Consider the following 15,622-nt stretch of genomic DNA (forward strand, 5'->3'; position numbering starts at 1 on the left):
TCGGGCGCTCGGCGACGGGGCAGGACCACCGTGGGGCAGTGGTCCCGGGGTGTGACGTAGGTTATCGTGGTCATAATACCGAACGATCGGTCAGGATGCGGGCGACGGACCGGCCGCCCGCGCACACCCGAGCGAAAGGACCACGCACCGTGGCAGCACAGACCCAGACCATCCTCCCCAGCTACCTGAGGGGCCGGTGGTGGTCGCCGGAGAACCCGCAGAAGGTGACGGAGGTGGCCGACGCCTCGACCGGCGAGGTCGTGGCGCGCGTGTCCACGGACGGCATCGACATCGCCTCCGCCGTGGACTACGGCCGGACCGTGGGGCAGCGCTCCCTCGGGGAGCTCACCATCCACGAGCGGGCGCTCAAGCTCAAGGAGCTCGCCCAGTACCTCACCGAGCACAAGCAGGAGCTCTACGACGTCTCCTACTCGACCGGGGCCACGCTGAAGGACCACTTCTTCGACGTGGACGGCGGCATCGGCACCCTCTTCACGTTCTCCTCCAAGGGCCGGCGCGAGCTGCCCAACGCCAACGTCGTCGTGGACGGGGCGGTGGAGCAGCTCTCCAAGGACGGGTCCTTCCTGGGCGAGCACATCTACACCCGCATGCCCGGCGTCGCCGTGCAGATCAACGCGTTCAACTTCCCGGTGTGGGGCATGCTCGAGAAGTTCGCCCCCGCCTTCATCGCCGGCATGCCGACCCTGGTGAAGCCGGCCACGCCGACCGGCTACGTCACGGCCGCCTGCGTGCGCCTGATGATCGACTCCGGCATCCTGCCGGAGGGCTCCCTGCAGCTGGTCTCCGGCTCCGCCCGGGACCTGCTCGACCACCTGGACTACCGCGACCACGTGGCCTTCACCGGCTCCGCCGGCACCGCGCAGTCGCTGCGCCACCACGAGAACGTCATCGACGGCGGAGTGCGCTTCACCGCCGAGACGGACTCCCTCAACGCCGCGATCCTCGGCCCCGACGCCACCCCGGAGACCCCGGAGTTCGACGCCTTCGTGAAGGCGGTGTTCGTCGAGATCACCTCCAAGGCCGGGCAGAAGTGCACGGCCATCCGGCGCGTCATCGTCCCGCAGGACCGCGTGGAGGACGTCGTGGCCGCCGTCGCCGAGCGCGTGCAGCAGCGCGTGGTCATCGGCGACCCGCGCACCGAGGGCGTCACCATGGGCGCCCTGGCCTCCAAGGAGCAGCAGGGCGAGGTCCGCAAGGCCGTGGAGCGCCTGGTCGCCGCCGGCGGCACCGTCCGCCTGGGCGGCCCGGACGCCTCCGTCGGCGACGCCGACACCGGGGCGGGCGCCTTCTTCCCCGTCACGGTGCTGTCCTTCGACGACCCGGACACCCCGGAGGTGCACTTCGTCGAGGCCTTCGGCCCCGTCACCTCCGTGCTCGGCTACACCGACGTCGACGACGCCGTGCGGCTCGCCGCGCTCGGCGGCGGCTCGCTCGTGGCGACCGTGTGCACGAACGACGGCGCGACCGCCGCCCGGTTCACCGCGGGCATCGGCTCGCACCACGGGCGCGTGCACTTCCTCAACCGCCAGGACGCGAAGACCTCCACCGGCCACGGCTCCCCCATGCCGCACCTGGTCCACGGCGGCCCCGGCCGCGCCGGCGGCGGCGAGGAGCTGGGCGGCGTGCGCGGCGTCAAGCACTACATGCAGCGCACCGCGATCCAGGGACCCCCGGACATCCTCACGGCGGTGACCGGGGTCTGGCACCGGGGCGCCGCGGCGAACACCGTGACCCGCGAGGCGGTCGAGAACGGCACCGGCGAGCACCCGTTCCGCAAGTCCCTGGAGACGCTGCGGATCGGCGACCAGTTCGCCTCCGAGCTGCGCACCGTGACCCTCGAGGACATCACCGAGTTCGCCGAGAAGACCGGCGACACCTTCTACGCGCACACCGACGAGGAGGCCGCCACGGCCAACCCGTTCTTCCCGCGCCGGGTGGCCCACGGCTACCTGCTGGTCTCCTGGGCCGCCGGGCTGTTCGTGGAGCCCGCCCCCGGTCCCGTCCTGGCGAACTACGGCCTGGAGAACCTGCGCTTCATCACGCCGGTGACCTACGACGACCACATCCGGGTGACCCTCACCGCCAAGCAGATCACCCCGCGGGTCACCGACGAGTACGGCGAGGTCTGCTGGGACGCGATCCTGCACAACCAGCACGACGAGATCGTGGCGACCTACGACGTGCTGACCCTGGTCGCGAAGACCTGGCCCACCGCCTGACCCGGGCGAGACCCGCCCGGACTGCCGGGTCCCCCCGAAGCACGCGATCCCTCACGCACCGGGCGTGGGGGATCGCGTGCTTCGGGGGACCCGGCGGCGAGCGGCCTCCGCGGTCGGGGCTCGGCGGAGCGACCGGGCGAGGGCTCAGGAGGCCCGCAGCCCCGAGAAGGCGAGCGCGACCACGGTGTCGGCCAGCCCGTCGTCGGCCCTGTCCGGGTCCGGCCGGTACCAGTCGACGATCGAGTTGATCATGCCCAGGAGCAGCCGCGAGGCGGACCGGCCGCTGAGGTCGCGGCGCAGGTCGCCCTCCGCCTGCGCCTGCTCGATGAGCGCGCCGACCCGGCGGGTGACCGTGCGGCGGCGCTCGAGCGCCCTCGTCTCGACCTCCGAGTTGCCCCGCAGCCGCAGCAGCAGGGTCACGTACGGCATCTGCTCCACGAGCACGTGAACGGTCCCGCGGATCACCTGCTCGAGCCGCTCGACCGCCGGGGCCTGCGTCCGCTCGGCGGCGGCCAGGACCTCCTCGAGCGCGTCGAGGGCCCGGCCCAGCGCCTGCTCGAGGATCTCCTCCTTGGACTCCACGTGGTGGTAGATCGCGGACTTGGAGATCCCCAGGTGCTTGGACAGCGTGCCCATCGACGTGGCGTCGTAGCCGTGCACGTTGAAGACCTCCACGCACACGCCGAGCAGCGTCTCGCGGTCGTAGCCGGGCCGGCCCCGGCGCGGGGCCGCGCCGTCCGGAGGGGCGGGCGCCGGTGCGTGCGTCATGGGGACCTCGATCTCGGTGGGGACGGGCAGGACAACGATCTTATGCCGCGGCGGGCCCCCGAGCCGCCCCAGGGGCCCGCCGCGGCGCGGGTCGGCGCCGGGGCGTCACGCGTCCTTGCGGTGGTCGTAGACGCGGCGCAGCTTGCCGGAGGACCGGGCGAGGGTCCCCGGCTCGGCGATCCGGATCGAGGCCGAGGAGCCGATCTTCGTCTTGATGGCGTGCAGGAGCTTCTGGCCGCCCGCCTCGGCGGCCTCGACCGTCACCTGCTCGCGCCGCTCGATGTTGATGGTCATCTGGTCCATCCGGTGCGGGCGGGTGATCTCGAGCGTGAAGTGCGGGCTCAGCTCCGGCACCTGCAGGGCGAGCTCCTCGATCTGGGAGGGGAACAGGTTGACCCCGCGCAGGATGATCATGTCGTCGGAACGGCCCGTGATCCGGCCCATCCGCCGGTGCCCGGGCCGGTCCGTGCCGGGCAGCAGGCGGGTCAGGTCGTGGGTGCGGTAGCGGATGATCGGCAGGGCCTCCTTGGTGAGCGCCGTGAACACGAGCTCGCCGGGCCGGCCGGTGTCCTGGACCTCGTCCGTGAACGGGTCGATGATCTCGGGGCGGAAGTGGTCCTCCCAGATGTGCGAGCCGTCCTTGGACGCGGCGGACTCGCCGGCCACGCCGGGGCCCATGACCTCGGAGAGGCCGTAGATGTCGCACGCGCCGACGTCGAAGGCCGTCTCGATCTCCCGGCGCATCTCCTCGGTCCAGGGCTCCGCCCCGAGCACCGCGGTGCGCAGCGACGTCTCCCGCGGGTCCAGGCCGAGCTTCTTGAAGCCGTCGGCGATGGTCAGCAGGTAGGTGGGGGTCGAGAGGATGGCCTCGGGCTGGAAGTCCCGGATCATCTGGACCTGCTTCTCGGTCTGCCCGCCGGACATCGGGATGACGGCGCAGCCCAGGCGCTCGGCGCCGTAGTGGGCACCGAGCCCGCCCGTGAACAGACCGTAGCCGTAGGCGTTGTGCACCTTGTCCCCGGGGCGCACGCCCGAGAGCCGGAAGCAGCGGGCCACGAGGCCCGCCCAGGTGTCGATGTCGTTCTGCGTGTAGGCCACCACGGTGGGCTGCCCGGTGGTGCCGGAGGAGGCGTGGATCCGCCGGACCTCGGACATCGGCACCGCGAGGGACTTGAACGGATACGCCTTCCGCAGGAACTCCTTGTCCGTGTACGGGAAGAGCCGGAGGTCCTCGAGCTCCTTGAAGTCGCCGGGGTGCACGCCGTGCCCGTCGAAGAGCTCCGTGTAGGCGGCGACGTTCTCGTAGGCGTGGTGCAGGGTCCAGCGCAGCCGCTCGACCTGCAGGGACTCGACCTGGTCCCGGCTCATCGTCTCCTCGGGGTCCGGCTGCGACCGGTCCGCCGGGGCGGGGGCGGGGGTGTAGGGGTTCGGGACGGAGCACTCGGTCATGTCAGACTTCCTCGGGCTGCGGGGCGGACGGCTGGGCGGACTGCAGGACGGGCTGCGCGGCCGGGTCCCCGGCCGGGCGCTCCGCGGGCGTCGCCGCGCGGAGGGCGGGGTTGGGGATGGTGCGGCTGCGGCCCCGGAACTCGGCGATGAGCCGGCCGTCGGCCAGGACCTGGATGTCGTAGACGCCGCTGCGCCCCGCCTGGGCGCGCACGGTCCCCACGGCGGTGAGCTCCTGCCCGCGGTAGGCCGAGGCGAGGAAGTTGATGTCCACTCCCGCGGCCACCGTGATGGTGGTGCCGTCCCCGGCGGGGTCGTTGCAGGCGAGGGCGAAGCAGGTGTCCGCGAAGGCGAAGACCATGCCGCCGTGGGCGATGCCGAACCCGTTGAGCATCTCCTCCCGCAGGGTCATGCGGATCTGGGCGTGGCCGTACTCGGCACGGTCCACGGTGATGCCCATCCAGCGCGAGGTGTGGTCCCCCGCGAGGATCGGATGGCCCTGGGACATGTAACTCTCCTCACAGTTCACGACCGAATGTTCAGTAGACAATCCCACTCCGCCGCCCGTGTCAACCCGCACCGCCCCGGAGGAGCGCGGGAGCACTCCATCGGCGCAACCTGTTGACGCCACCCCCGGGGGGCTTATATTCTGAACGAACGGTCAGTTAGTCGCGTGCGGCCCTCCCGCCCCGCGGCGCCATCTCGTCGGAAGAGGGACACCATGACTACGCAGAACACGGGGCTCCACGCCGTGCCCGCCGCGGACGCGGCCGAGCAGGCGGAGCTGGACCGCGCGGGCGAGGAGCACTTCGACCGCATCATCGCCGAGGACTCCCGGATCGAGCCGCGCGACTGGATGCCCGCCGCCTACCGCAAGACCCTGGTCCGCCAGGTCTCGCAGCACGCCCACTCCGAGATCATCGGCATGCAGCCGGAGGGCAACTGGATCTCCCGGGCGCCGTCCCTCAAGCGCAAGGCCATCCTCATGGCCAAGGTGCAGGACGAGGCCGGCCACGGGCTGTACCTCTACTCCGCCGCCGAGACCCTGGGCACCCCCCGCTCCGAGCTCAACCAGCAGCTGCTGGACGGCCGGGCCAAGTACTCCTCGATCTTCAACTACCCCGCGCGCACCTGGGCCGACATGGGCGCCATCGGCTGGCTCGTGGACGGCGCGGCGATCGCCAACCAGGTTCCGCTGTGCCGGGCCTCCTACGGCCCCTACGGCCGGGCCATGGTCCGCATCTGCAAGGAGGAGTCCTTCCACCAGCGCCAGGGCTGGGAGATCCTCTACGAGCTCTCCCACGGCACGCCCGCCCAGAAGCAGATGGCCCAGGACGCCGTGAACCGCTTCTACGGCCCCTCGCTGCAGATGTTCGGCCCCCCGGACGACGACTCGCCCAACTCGAAGCAGTCCATGGCGTGGAACATCAAGCGCTTCTCCAACGACGAGCTGCGCCAGCGCTTCGTGGACATGATCGTGGAGCAGGCCGCGGCACTGGACCTGACCCTGCCGGACCCGGACCTCAAGTGGAACGAGGAGCGCGGCCACTACGACTACGGACCGCTGGACTGGGACGAGTTCAAGGCCGTCGTCGGCGGCCGGGGCCCGTGCAACCTCCAGCGCATGCAGCGCCGCCGCACGGCGCACGAGGACGGCGCCTGGGTCCGCGAGGCCGCCGCCGCCTACGCCCGCAAGACCGCCGCGGAGCGCGCCTCCGCCGAACTCATCGGAGCCTGAGCATGAGCGAGAACACCGTGAGCCCGATCGGCGCGCCCTCGGACGAGTGGCCCCTGTGGGAGGTGTTCGTGCGGTCCTCGCGCGGGCTCTCCCACGTCCACGCCGGATCCCTGCACGCCCCGGACGCCACGATGGCCGTGCGCAACGCCCGGGACCTCTACACCCGCCGCAACGAGGGGACCTCCGTGTGGGTGGTGCCCTCCGCGGCCATCACCGCCTCGGACCCCGACTCCAAGGGCGGGTTCTTCGAGTCCGCCCAGGGCAAGAGCTACCGCCACGCCACGTACTACACCAAGAGCGAAGGGGTGAAGCACCTGTGAGCTTCGCATCCCACGAGTCCGCGACCCGGCAGAGCGCGGGCGACGCCATCACCGCGGAGGACATCCGGGCCGGCGGCGCGAAGGCCCCCGAGGACGTGGCCCGCTACGCCCTGTACCTGGGCGACGACGCCCTGATGCTCGCCCAGCGCCTCGGCTGGTGGATCGCCCGGGCCCCGGAGCTCGAGGAGGACATCGCGCTGGCCAACATCGCCCTGGACCTGCTCGGGCACGCCCGCTTCCTGCTCACCTACGCGGGCACCGCGTGGGGGAAGACCGAGGACGACCTCGCCTACTTCCGCGACGAGGAGGAGTTCCGCTCCTGCCGCCTCGTGGAGCAGGAGAACGGCGACTTCGGGCAGACCATCGCCCGGCAGCTGATCTTCTCCTACTACCAGTACGAGCTCTACCGCCGCCTCGTCCGCTCCACCGACCCGACGCTCGCGGCCATCGCGGACAAGGCGCTCAAGGAGGTCGAGTACCACCAGGACCACGCGAGCCAGTGGATCCTGCGCCTGGGCCTCGGCACGGAGGAGTCCAAGCGCCGCGTCCAGGCCGGCCTCACCTACATGTGGCCCTACGTGGACGAGCTGTTCCACGACGACGAGCTCGTCGAGTCCCTCGGGGACGTCGCCGTGCTCCCGTCCTCCCTGCGCGCCGACTTCGACCGCCGGATCACCGCGATCCTCGACGAGGCGGGGCTGTCCGTCCCCGAGGTCCTGGGTGCCTGGGGCGGCGACCGCTCGGGGCAGTTCAGCGAGCAGCGCGGCCACATCCTCGCCGAGATGCAGGTGCTGGCCCGCCGGCATCCCGGCGCCACCTGGTGAGGAGGCGATGACGATGACCGGCTCCGAGCAGACGGGCGCCACGCAGGTGACCGGCCGCGAGCTGCGCCCCCGGGACGAGGCCGCCGGCCGCGTCTGGGACATCGCCGCCACGGTGAACGACCCCGAGGTCCCCGTGCTCTCCATCGCCGACCTCGGCATCCTGCGGGACGCCCGGCTGGAGGGCGCGCGCGCCGTCGTCGTCATCACCCCGACCTACTCCGGGTGCCCCGCGATGGAGACCATCACCACGGACGTCACCCGGGCGCTCAACGCCGAGGGCTACGACGACGTGCGGGTCGACCTCGTGCTGCAGCCGGCGTGGACCACGGACTGGATGAGCGACGAGGGCAGGCGCAAGCTGGACGAGTACGGCATCGCCCCGCCCAGCGGCCGGGCCGCCGCCGGCCCCGTCCGGCTGGGGCTCACCGTCAAGTGCCCGCGCTGCCACTCCCTGAACACCCGCGAGCTGACCCGCTTCGGGTCCACCGCCTGCAAGGCGCTCCACGTCTGCAACGAGTGCCTGGAACCCTTCGACTACTTCAAGGTGCACTGATGACCGAGATCACCGCCCCCGCCCGGCGCCGGGCCACGTTCAACACCCTCGAGGTCTCCCAGGTCCGCAAGCTCACCGCGGACTCCGTCGAGGTGGCCTTCACGGTGCCCCCGGAGCTCGTGGACGACTACGACTACCTGCCCGGGCAGTACGTGGCGCTGCGCGCCCACATCGACGGGCAGGAGGTCCGCCGGTCCTACTCGATCTGCGCGGAGCCGCGGCCGGGCGAGATCCGGGTGGCGATCAAGCAGGACATCGGCGGGGTCTTCTCCACCTGGGCCAACAGCTCCCTGAAGGCCGGCGACACGCTCGACGTCATGAACCCCCAGGGCGCGTTCATCTCCAAGCTCGGGCTCACCAGCATGAACGACCCCGAGCGGCTCGCCGCCGAGGAGGTCGCGAAGAACGCCTCGGTGCACCTCGTGGCCTTCGCCGCGGGCTCCGGGATCACCCCGATCATGGCGATCGCCAAGGCCGTGCTGCGCGCCTCGGAGTCCTCCACGTTCGACCTCGTCTACGCGAACCGCTCCGCGATGGAGGTCATGTTCGCCGAGGAGCTCGGGGACCTCAAGGACAAGTACCCGTCCCGCCTGGCGGTCCACCACGTGCTCTCCCGCGAGCAGCGGATCAGCCCGCTGATGTCCGGGCGGATCGACGCCGACAAGCTCCAGGACATCCTGGACGAGGTGCTCCAGGTGGACCGGACGGACGAGTGGTTCCTGTGCGGGCCGTTCGAGCTCGTCCAGCTGTGCCGGGACACCCTGGCCGAGCGCGGCGTGGCCGAGGACAAGATCCGCTTCGAGCTCTTCAGCACCGGCCGCCCCGAGAACCCCCAGGGCCAGCAGGGCCGCGTGGTCCAGGCCGACCCCTCGGGCGAGAGCTACGACATCACGTTCAACCTGGACGGCCTGTCCAGCTCGATCGAGTCCCCGAAGAACGCGCAGGAGACGGTCCTCAACGCCGCGCTCCGGGTCCGCCCCGACGTCCCGTTCGCGTGCGCCGGCGGGGTGTGCGGGACGTGCCGCGCGAAGGTCGTCTCCGGGGAGTTCGTGATGGAGGAGAACTACGCCCTCGAGAAGGATGAGATCGAGAAGGGCTACGTGCTCACCTGCCAGACCCGTCCCACCTCCAAGGAGCTCGTCGTCGACTTCGACGCCTGAGCCGCTCGCTCCGGGGGCCCGGCACCGTGCGGGTGCCGGGCCCCCGGGCCGTCCCGCCCCCAGTCCCGACCTCACCGAGGAGCAGCAGTGATCGACCTGACCATCGACGGATCCGTGGCCGAAGTGGTGCTGAACGCGCCCGGCAGGATGAACGCCCTGGACGAGGCGGCACTCGCCGAGCTCGGCGACGCCTACGCCGAGGCGGCGAGGGCCGGCGTCCGGGCCCTCGTGCTGCGCGGCGAGGGCCGCGGCTTCTGCGCCGGCCGCGACATCTCCGCGGTGGACCCCGCGAGCGACGACGCCCACGGCTTCCTGGCCGGGAAGGTCACCCCGCTGCTGCGCGCCATGACCCGGTTCCCCGCCCCGACGTTCGCCGCCGTGCAGGGCGCGTGCCTGGGCGTGGGGCTCGGCCTGGCGATCGCCACGGACGTGGTCTACGTCGCGGACAGCGCCAAGATCGGCTCCCCCTTCGCGAACCTGGGCGCGACCCTCGACTCGGGCGGGCACGCCCTGTTCACCGAGCGGCTCGGCGCCCACCGGACCCTGGACCTCATCTACACGGCCGAGCTGATGAGCGGCCAGGAGGCCGTGCGCTCCGGGCTGTTCAGCCGTTCGGTGCCCGCCGACGAGCTGCTCGAGCTCACCCGGGCCAAGGCGGCGGCCGTGGCCGAGGGCGCGACCGGCGCGTTCCTCGCCTCCCGCGAGCTCGTGGCCCAGATCCGCGACGAGCGCCTGGGGCTGTGGGAGTCCGTGGAGAACGAGAACCGGGTGCAGGGCGAGCTGTGCCGCAGCGCCGACTACGCCGAGGGCTTCGCCGCGTTCCAGCAGAAGCGCCCGCCGCGGTTCACCGGCGGCCGGTCCTGACCCGGGAGGACGGTCCCGCCGGGTCCGGCCCCGGGGCGCACGCGGGCCGGACCCGGGACGAACCGGGTTAAGCGGTCGGGGAACAGCCCGCCCGCTCCGCCGGGAGCCGGTTAACGTGGTGGGCATGACATCCACGGTGACCTCTTCGGTGTTCGACCTCTCCGGCTTCGACCGCTCCGTCCGCCCCCAGGACGACCTCTACCGCCACGTCAACGGCACCTGGCAGCGCCGGACCGAGATCCCCGACGACAAGCCGTCCGTGGGCGCGTTCATCGAGCTGCGGGACCAGGCGGAGGCCGCCGTGCGCGAGCTCATCACCCGTGCCCGCGCCGGGGACCCGGAGGCCGTGGAGTCCAAGATCGCGAACCTCTACGCGTCCTTCATGGACGAGGAGCGGATCGAGGCGCTCGGCGCCTCCCCCCTCGCCCCGGATCTCGCGGAGGTCGACGCCGTGGCGGACGTGCCCGGCCTGGTGCGCCACCTGGGCCGGATGATCCGCCGCGGTGCGGGCGGCCTGGTCGGCGTGGACGTCGACGCCGACCCGGGCGACCCCGAGCGCCAGCTCGTGTTCGTGGGGCAGTCGGGGCTGGGCCTGCCCGACGAGGAGTACTACCGGGACGACCAGCACGCCGCGATCCGCGGGAAGTACCTGGAGCACGTGCGGACCATGCTGTCCCTGGCCGGGGTCGAGGACGCCGAGGAGCAGGCCCGCGCCGTGGTGGACCTCGAGACGCGGATCGCCGCCCACCACTGGGACAAGGTCACGGTCCGCGACCTCACCAAGATGTACAACCCCATGGGCTTCGAGGAGCTCGCGGCCTCCGCCGCGGTCCTCGACTGGCGGCTCCTGGCCGAGGGCGCGGAGCTGCCCGCGACGGCGCTGCGCACCGTGGTCAACGCCCAGCCGAGCTTCTTCACCGGGGTCGAGGAGCTGCTCGTCGACGAGCTGCTGCCGGCCTGGCGGTCCTGGGCCCGCTGGCACCTGGTCTCCGCGCGCGCCTCCTACCTGTCCTCCGCGTTCGTCGAGGAGGACTTCGCCTTCTACGGCACCGTGCTCTCGGGGACCCCGCGGCTCAAGGACCGCTGGAAGCGCGGGGTCGAGCTCGTCAACGGGGTCCTCGGCGAGGCCGTGGGCGAGCTCTACGTCGCCGCGCACTTCTCCCCCACCGCCAAGGAGCGGATGGACGAGCTCGTGGCCAACCTCCTGGAGGCCTACCGCGTCTCGATCACGGGCCTGGACTGGATGACCGAGGAGACCCGCCAGGAGGCGCTGAAGAAGCTCTCCCAGTTCACCCCGAAGATCGGCTACCCCGAGAAGTGGAAGGACTACTCCTCCCTGCGGATCGACCCCGAGGACCTGGTGGGCAACCGGATCCGCACCACGGAGTTCCGGCTCGCCGAGCTCGTCCGCAAGGCGGGCCAGCCGGTGGAGAAGCACGAGTGGCTCATGACCCCGCAGACGGTCAACGCCTACTACCACCCGCTGCGCAACGAGATCGTCTTCCCGGCCGCGATCCTGCAGCCCCCGTTCTTCGACGAGGACGCCGACGACGCCGTGAACTACGGCGCGATCGGCTCCGTGATCGGCCACGAGATCGGCCACGGCTTCGACGACAAGGGCTCGACCTGCGACGGCGACGGCCGGCTGCGCAACTGGTGGACCGACGCCGACCGGCAGGCCTTCGAGGAGCGCACGGCGGAGCTGGTGCGCCAGTACGACCGCCTGGTCCCGGAGCAGCTCGCGGAGGAGGGCACGCACGTCAACGGCGAGCTCACCCTCGGGGAGAACATCGGGGACCTGGGCGGGCTCACGATCGCCCACCAGGCGTGGCGGATGTCCCGGGAGACCGGCAGCGCCTTCGGCCCCGGGGAGCTGATCGACGGCTACAGCCCCGAGCAGCGACTCTTCCTGTCCTGGGCCTACGTGTGGCAGCAGAAGTCCCGCGACGAGGCGCTGCGCCACCGCATCGCCACCGACCCGCACTCCCCCAACGAGTTCCGGGCGAACCAGACGGTCCGCAACGTCCCCGCGTTCTACGAGGCGTTCGGGGTGCAGGAGACGGACGCGCTGTGGCTGCCCGAGGTGGAGCGCGTGCGCATCTGGTGACCGGGGGCCGGGATCCGTCCCGGCCCCCGGCTCAGCCGCCGGAGCTGATCAGGAACACGACGGCGACCAGCCACAGGACGAGGAACAGCACCAGGATGCCGAGCAGGACGGTGCCGACCCAGCCGAGCACCCGCCCGGGAACGGCGGGGGTGCCGAGCTTCTCGGCCTCGCGCGCCTGCCAGATCGCGAAGGGACCCAGCAGAGGCAGCACCACCACGCTCAGGATGCCGAGGATCAGCGCGGTGTCGGCGTGGCTGCGGCCCACGGCGAAGCGCTCCGCCTGCCACGGCGGGGGCGGGCCCCACGGGGTCGTCGGGCCGCCCGGGGTCGTCGGGCCGCCGCCGGCGTGCCCGGACCCGCCGGGGCCGTCCGGGCGCGGCGGGGCATCGGAGCGGTCGTCGTCCACGGGGTCCTCCAGGGCTCGTCGGTGCGGTCGGTCAGGCCGGTCGGTCGGTCGGGGCGGCGGCCGCCTCAGCCCTCGTCGGAGGGCAGCAGCTCCGCCGGGCCGAACCGGCGGTTCGCGAGCACGGGCACGGTCTCGCGCACCTCGGCGATGCGCTCCCGCGTGACGTCGGCGGTCAGCACGGTCTCGTCCTCCCCGGCCTCGGCGACCACCACGCCGAGCGGGTCGAGCACCGCGGAGCGGCCCACCGTGTGCTCGGAGCAGGTGTCCGCGGCCGCGACCCAGACGGTGTTCTCGATCGCGCGGGCCTTGAGCAGCGCCTGCCAGTGGTCCACCTTGTGCTCGCCGGCGAACCAGGCCGCGGGCACGGTGAGCAGCTCCGCCCCGGCGTCGACCACGGCACGGCAGATCTCGGGGAAGCGCAGGTCGTAGCAGGTGATCATGCCGACCGCGAGCTCCCCGATCCGCACCACCGTGACGCCCTTGTCCCCCGGGCGGATCCGGTCGGACTCCCGGTGGCTGAAGGCGTCGTAGAGGTGGAGCTTGCGGTACGTGCCGAGGATCGCGCCCTGCGCGTCCACGGCCACGAGCGTGTTGTAGGGTCGCCCGTCCGCGGAGCCCTCGTAGCCGCCCGCGATCACGGCGACGCCGGTCTGCGCGGCCAGGAAGGACAGCTGCTGGACGAACCCGGACCAGCCGCGCAGGACCAGCTCCTCGAAGTCCTCCCCGAGGAGCCGCTCGGAGAACATGGCCTCCTCCGGGAACACCACCAGTTGCGCCCCGCCGGCCGCGGCCCGCTCAGCGAGCCGGCGCATGGTCCGCAGGTTCTCGGCCGTGTCGGCGGTGGGTGCGAACTGTCCGACGGCGATCTTCACGGGTGTCCTCCTCGGGGGTCGCGGCTGGAGCTCCCACTGTATCCGCGACCGGTGCCTCCGCGACCGGCCCGTGCCCCCGACTGTGCCCCCGCCCCTGGCACAGCTCGCGGCACGGCCCGTGGCAGGATGGGGCCGACACGACCGCGCGAGCGAAGGGCAGGCGATGGGCGAGCAGTCCGAGACCCCGGGGCGACGCCGGCTGTCCGAGCGCGTGCTCGGCGGCGGCACCGCCCCCGACCCCCGGTTCACGCTGGCCAACGAGCGCACGTTCCTCGCCTGGATCCGGACCGCGCTCGCGTTCCTGGCCGGCGGGATCGCCATCGAGGCGTTCACCGCGGACCTGTTCGACGACGGCGTGCGGAAGTTCCTCGCGATCGTGCTGCTGGTGCTGAGCATGCTCCTCAGCGCGGGCGCCACGTTCCGCTGGATCGGGGTGGAGCGGAGCATGCGGCGCCAGGCCCCGCTGCCCCTGCCCCTGATCGCACCGGTGCTCGCGGTGGGCGGGGCGATCGCGGCGGGAGTGCTCGTCGTCGTCGTCCTGCAGGGCTGAGATGCCCCGCCCGCAGCTCCGCCGCCCTCCGGGGCCCCCGGACCCCCCGCGGCCGCCGCACGGGGACCCCGGGCTGCAGCCGGAGCGCACCACGATGGCCTGGGGCCGGACCCTGATGTCCTTCGTGGTGGTCTCGGCGATCTTCCTGCGCTGGCTGCCGCACCACGGGCCGTTCGTGCTGGTGCTGTTCGGCCTGGCGGTCCTCACGGCGGCGGCGATCTACGTCACGCAGCGCCCCCGCTACGTCCGCAGCGCCCGCGGCATCGTCGAGGAGGGCACCGAGCCGGAGGTCGGGGCCGTGCTGGCGACCTCGGCCGCGATGCTCGCCCTCGGCGCCCTCGGCATCTGGGTGGTGCTGGTCCTCGTCTGAGCGTTCCCCTGCCCTGCCCACGAGGTCGCCGGCACGTGCGACCTCGGGGACGGGATCAGTTGATGAGGTCGCGCACCACGATGGTGTCGTCGCGGTCCGGGCCCACGCCGATCGCGGACATCCGGGTGCCGCTCATCGACTCGAGCGCCTCGACGTAGGCCCGGGCGTTCGCCGGCAGGTCCTCCAGGGTGCGGCAGCCGGTGATGTTCTCCTCCCACCCGGCGAAGTGCTCGAAGATCGGCTTCGCGTGGTGGAACTCGGTCTGGGTCATCGGCATCTCGTCGTGCCGGACGCCGTCGACGTCGTAGGCCACGCACACCGGGATCTGCTCGATGCCGGTGAGGACGTCGAGCTTGGTGAGGAAGTAGTCGGTGAAGCCGTTGATCCGGGAGGCGTGGCGGGCCATCACGGCGTCGTACCAGCCGGTGCGGCGGGGACGGCCCGTGTTGACGCCGAACTCGCCGCCGGTGGTGCGCAGCTGCTCGCCCATCTCGTCGAAGAGCTCGGTGGGGAACGGCCCGGCGCCCACGCGGGTGGTGTAGGCCTTGATGATGCCGATCGCCCGGGTGATGCGGGTCGGCCCGATGCCCGAGCCCACGGACGCGCCGCCCGCGGTGGGGTTGGAGGACGTCACGAACGGGTAGGTGCCGTGGTCGACGTCGAGGAAGGTCGCCTGGCCGCCCTCCATGAGCACCACCTTGTCCTCGTCGAGGGCCTGGTTGAGCAGGTAGGTCGAGTCCACGATCATCGGGGCGAGCCGGTCGGCGTAGCCCAGGAAGTACTGCACGACCTCCTCGACGTCGATGTCCCGGCGGTTGTAGAGCTTCACGAGCAGCTCGTTCTTCTGCCGCAGCGCGCCCTCGATCTTCTGCCGCAGGATCGACTCGTCCAGGACGTCCTGGACGCGGATGCCGAGCCGGCCGACCTTGTCCATGTAGGCGGGCCCGATGCCGCGGCCCGTGGTGCCGATCGCCCGCTTGCCGAGGAAGCGCTCCGAGACCTGGTCCATCGTCTGGTGGTACGGGGCCACGAGGTGGGCGTTCGCGGAGACGCGCAGCCGGGAGGTGTCCGCCCCGCGCGCCTCGAGGCCGTCGATCTCCTCGAAGAGGGCCTGGGGATTGACGACGACGCCGTTGCCGATCACGGGGACGGCGTTGGGGCTCAGGATGCCCGCCGGCAGGAGCTTGAGCTCGAACTTGTCGCCGCCCACCACCACGGTGTGCCCCGCGTTGTTGCCGCCGTTGGGCTTGACCACGTAGTCCACGCGGCCTCCCAGCAGGTCGGTGGCCTTGCCCTTGCCCTCGTCGCCCCACTGGGCGCCGACGATCACGATTGCTGGCATTGAACGACTCTCCTGCCTGGATGGAACGGGACTTCTCCCGCGGGCCCCGGCGGAGGCGCGCA

General features: G+C 72.1%; 15 protein-coding genes and 1 pseudogene. 10 read left to right on the forward strand and 6 right to left on the reverse strand.

All coding sequences use genetic code 11. The annotated features are described in order from the left end of the window. The first annotated feature begins 95 nt into the window (after positions 1-95). The gene (gene paaZ, locus ACZ2G1_RS08950; protein WP_109221761.1) at positions 96-2,240 is read left to right on the forward strand and encodes a phenylacetic acid degradation bifunctional protein PaaZ; all 2,145 of its coding nucleotides are present in this window, start codon (positions 96-98) and stop codon (positions 2,238-2,240) included. Between the two features lie 144 nt (positions 2,241-2,384). Here the strand turns inward: paaZ and ACZ2G1_RS08955 are convergent, their stop codons facing one another. From ACZ2G1_RS08955 to ACZ2G1_RS08965, 3 genes and pseudogenes are all read right to left on the reverse strand, one after another. After that, the gene (locus ACZ2G1_RS08955; protein ID WP_035927971.1) at positions 2,385-3,008 is read right to left on the reverse strand and encodes a TetR/AcrR family transcriptional regulator; all 624 of its coding nucleotides are present in this window, start codon (positions 3,006-3,008) and stop codon (positions 2,385-2,387) included. 105 nt (positions 3,009-3,113) lie between these two features. Next, positions 3,114-4,457 carry a phenylacetate--CoA ligase family protein gene (locus tag ACZ2G1_RS08960; RefSeq protein WP_470377704.1) on the reverse strand — a complete coding sequence of 448 codons (1,344 nt, stop codon included), beginning with the start codon at positions 4,455-4,457 and terminating at the stop codon, positions 3,114-3,116. Between the two features lie 109 nt (positions 4,458-4,566). Beyond that, a pseudogene (locus tag ACZ2G1_RS08965) lies at positions 4,567-4,962 on the reverse strand (hotdog fold thioesterase); the annotation flags it as partial. Between the two features lie 213 nt (positions 4,963-5,175). Here ACZ2G1_RS08965 and paaA point away from each other — a divergent pair. From paaA to ACZ2G1_RS09000, 7 genes are all read left to right on the forward strand, one after another. Beyond that, the gene (paaA, locus tag ACZ2G1_RS08970) at positions 5,176-6,192 is read left to right on the forward strand and encodes a 1,2-phenylacetyl-CoA epoxidase subunit PaaA (protein ID WP_017833091.1); all 1,017 of its coding nucleotides are present in this window, start codon (positions 5,176-5,178) and stop codon (positions 6,190-6,192) included. Positions 6,193-6,194: 2 nt separating this feature from the next. Next, positions 6,195-6,512, forward strand: coding sequence for a 1,2-phenylacetyl-CoA epoxidase subunit PaaB (paaB, locus tag ACZ2G1_RS08975; protein ID WP_017833090.1), 318 nt, complete (start codon positions 6,195-6,197; stop codon positions 6,510-6,512). Continuing rightward, complete coding sequence (paaC, locus tag ACZ2G1_RS08980; protein ID WP_017833089.1) at positions 6,509-7,336, forward strand: 1,2-phenylacetyl-CoA epoxidase subunit PaaC; 828 nt, start codon at positions 6,509-6,511, stop codon at positions 7,334-7,336. The genes paaB and paaC overlap by 4 nt, the downstream gene beginning before the upstream one ends. Positions 7,337-7,343: 7 nt before the next feature. Beyond that, positions 7,344-7,889 (forward strand): 1,2-phenylacetyl-CoA epoxidase subunit PaaD, encoded by a 546-nt coding sequence (gene paaD / locus ACZ2G1_RS08985; protein WP_017833088.1) that lies wholly within the window; start codon positions 7,344-7,346, stop codon positions 7,887-7,889. After that, positions 7,889-9,049, forward strand: coding sequence for a 1,2-phenylacetyl-CoA epoxidase subunit PaaE (paaE, locus tag ACZ2G1_RS08990; protein WP_017833087.1), 1,161 nt, complete (start codon positions 7,889-7,891; stop codon positions 9,047-9,049). Before paaD ends, paaE begins: the two co-directional genes overlap by 1 nt. Before the next feature lie 87 nt (positions 9,050-9,136). After that, positions 9,137-9,913, forward strand: a complete 777-nt coding sequence (locus ACZ2G1_RS08995) for an enoyl-CoA hydratase/isomerase family protein (protein WP_017833086.1) — start codon at positions 9,137-9,139, stop codon at positions 9,911-9,913. 124 nt (positions 9,914-10,037) lie between these two features. After that, on the forward strand, positions 10,038-12,020 hold the full coding sequence (locus ACZ2G1_RS09000; protein ID WP_470377705.1) for a M13 family metallopeptidase: 1,983 nt from the start codon (positions 10,038-10,040) through the stop codon (positions 12,018-12,020). Positions 12,021-12,051: 31 nt separating this feature from the next. Here ACZ2G1_RS09000 and ACZ2G1_RS09005 read toward each other — a convergent pair whose 3' ends face one another. Together ACZ2G1_RS09005 and ACZ2G1_RS09010 are read right to left on the reverse strand one after the other, a co-directional pair. Beyond that, positions 12,052-12,426: a DUF4190 domain-containing protein gene (locus ACZ2G1_RS09005; protein ID WP_470377706.1), complete on the reverse strand. Its 375-nt coding sequence runs from the start codon at positions 12,424-12,426 to the stop codon at positions 12,052-12,054. Between the two features lie 65 nt (positions 12,427-12,491). After that, positions 12,492-13,298, reverse strand: coding sequence for a carbon-nitrogen hydrolase family protein (locus ACZ2G1_RS09010; RefSeq protein WP_035927988.1), 807 nt, complete (start codon positions 13,296-13,298; stop codon positions 12,492-12,494). 163 nt (positions 13,299-13,461) lie between these two features. Between ACZ2G1_RS09010 and ACZ2G1_RS09015 the strand changes: the two genes are divergently transcribed. Then, positions 13,462-13,848, forward strand: coding sequence for a YidH family protein (locus tag ACZ2G1_RS09015; RefSeq protein WP_095649816.1), 387 nt, complete (start codon positions 13,462-13,464; stop codon positions 13,846-13,848). Between the two features lies 1 nt (position 13,849). Further along, positions 13,850-14,218 carry a DUF202 domain-containing protein gene (locus ACZ2G1_RS09020; RefSeq protein ID WP_035927992.1) on the forward strand — a complete coding sequence of 123 codons (369 nt, stop codon included), beginning with the start codon at positions 13,850-13,852 and terminating at the stop codon, positions 14,216-14,218. A gap of 55 nt (positions 14,219-14,273) precedes the next feature. Here ACZ2G1_RS09020 and ACZ2G1_RS09025 read toward each other — a convergent pair whose 3' ends face one another. Further along, positions 14,274-15,560 carry an adenylosuccinate synthase gene (locus ACZ2G1_RS09025; protein WP_031282833.1) on the reverse strand — a complete coding sequence of 429 codons (1,287 nt, stop codon included), beginning with the start codon at positions 15,558-15,560 and terminating at the stop codon, positions 14,274-14,276. Positions 15,561-15,622 lie beyond the last annotated feature (62 nt).

Source organism: Kocuria sp. KKT182 (assembly GCF_055635395.1).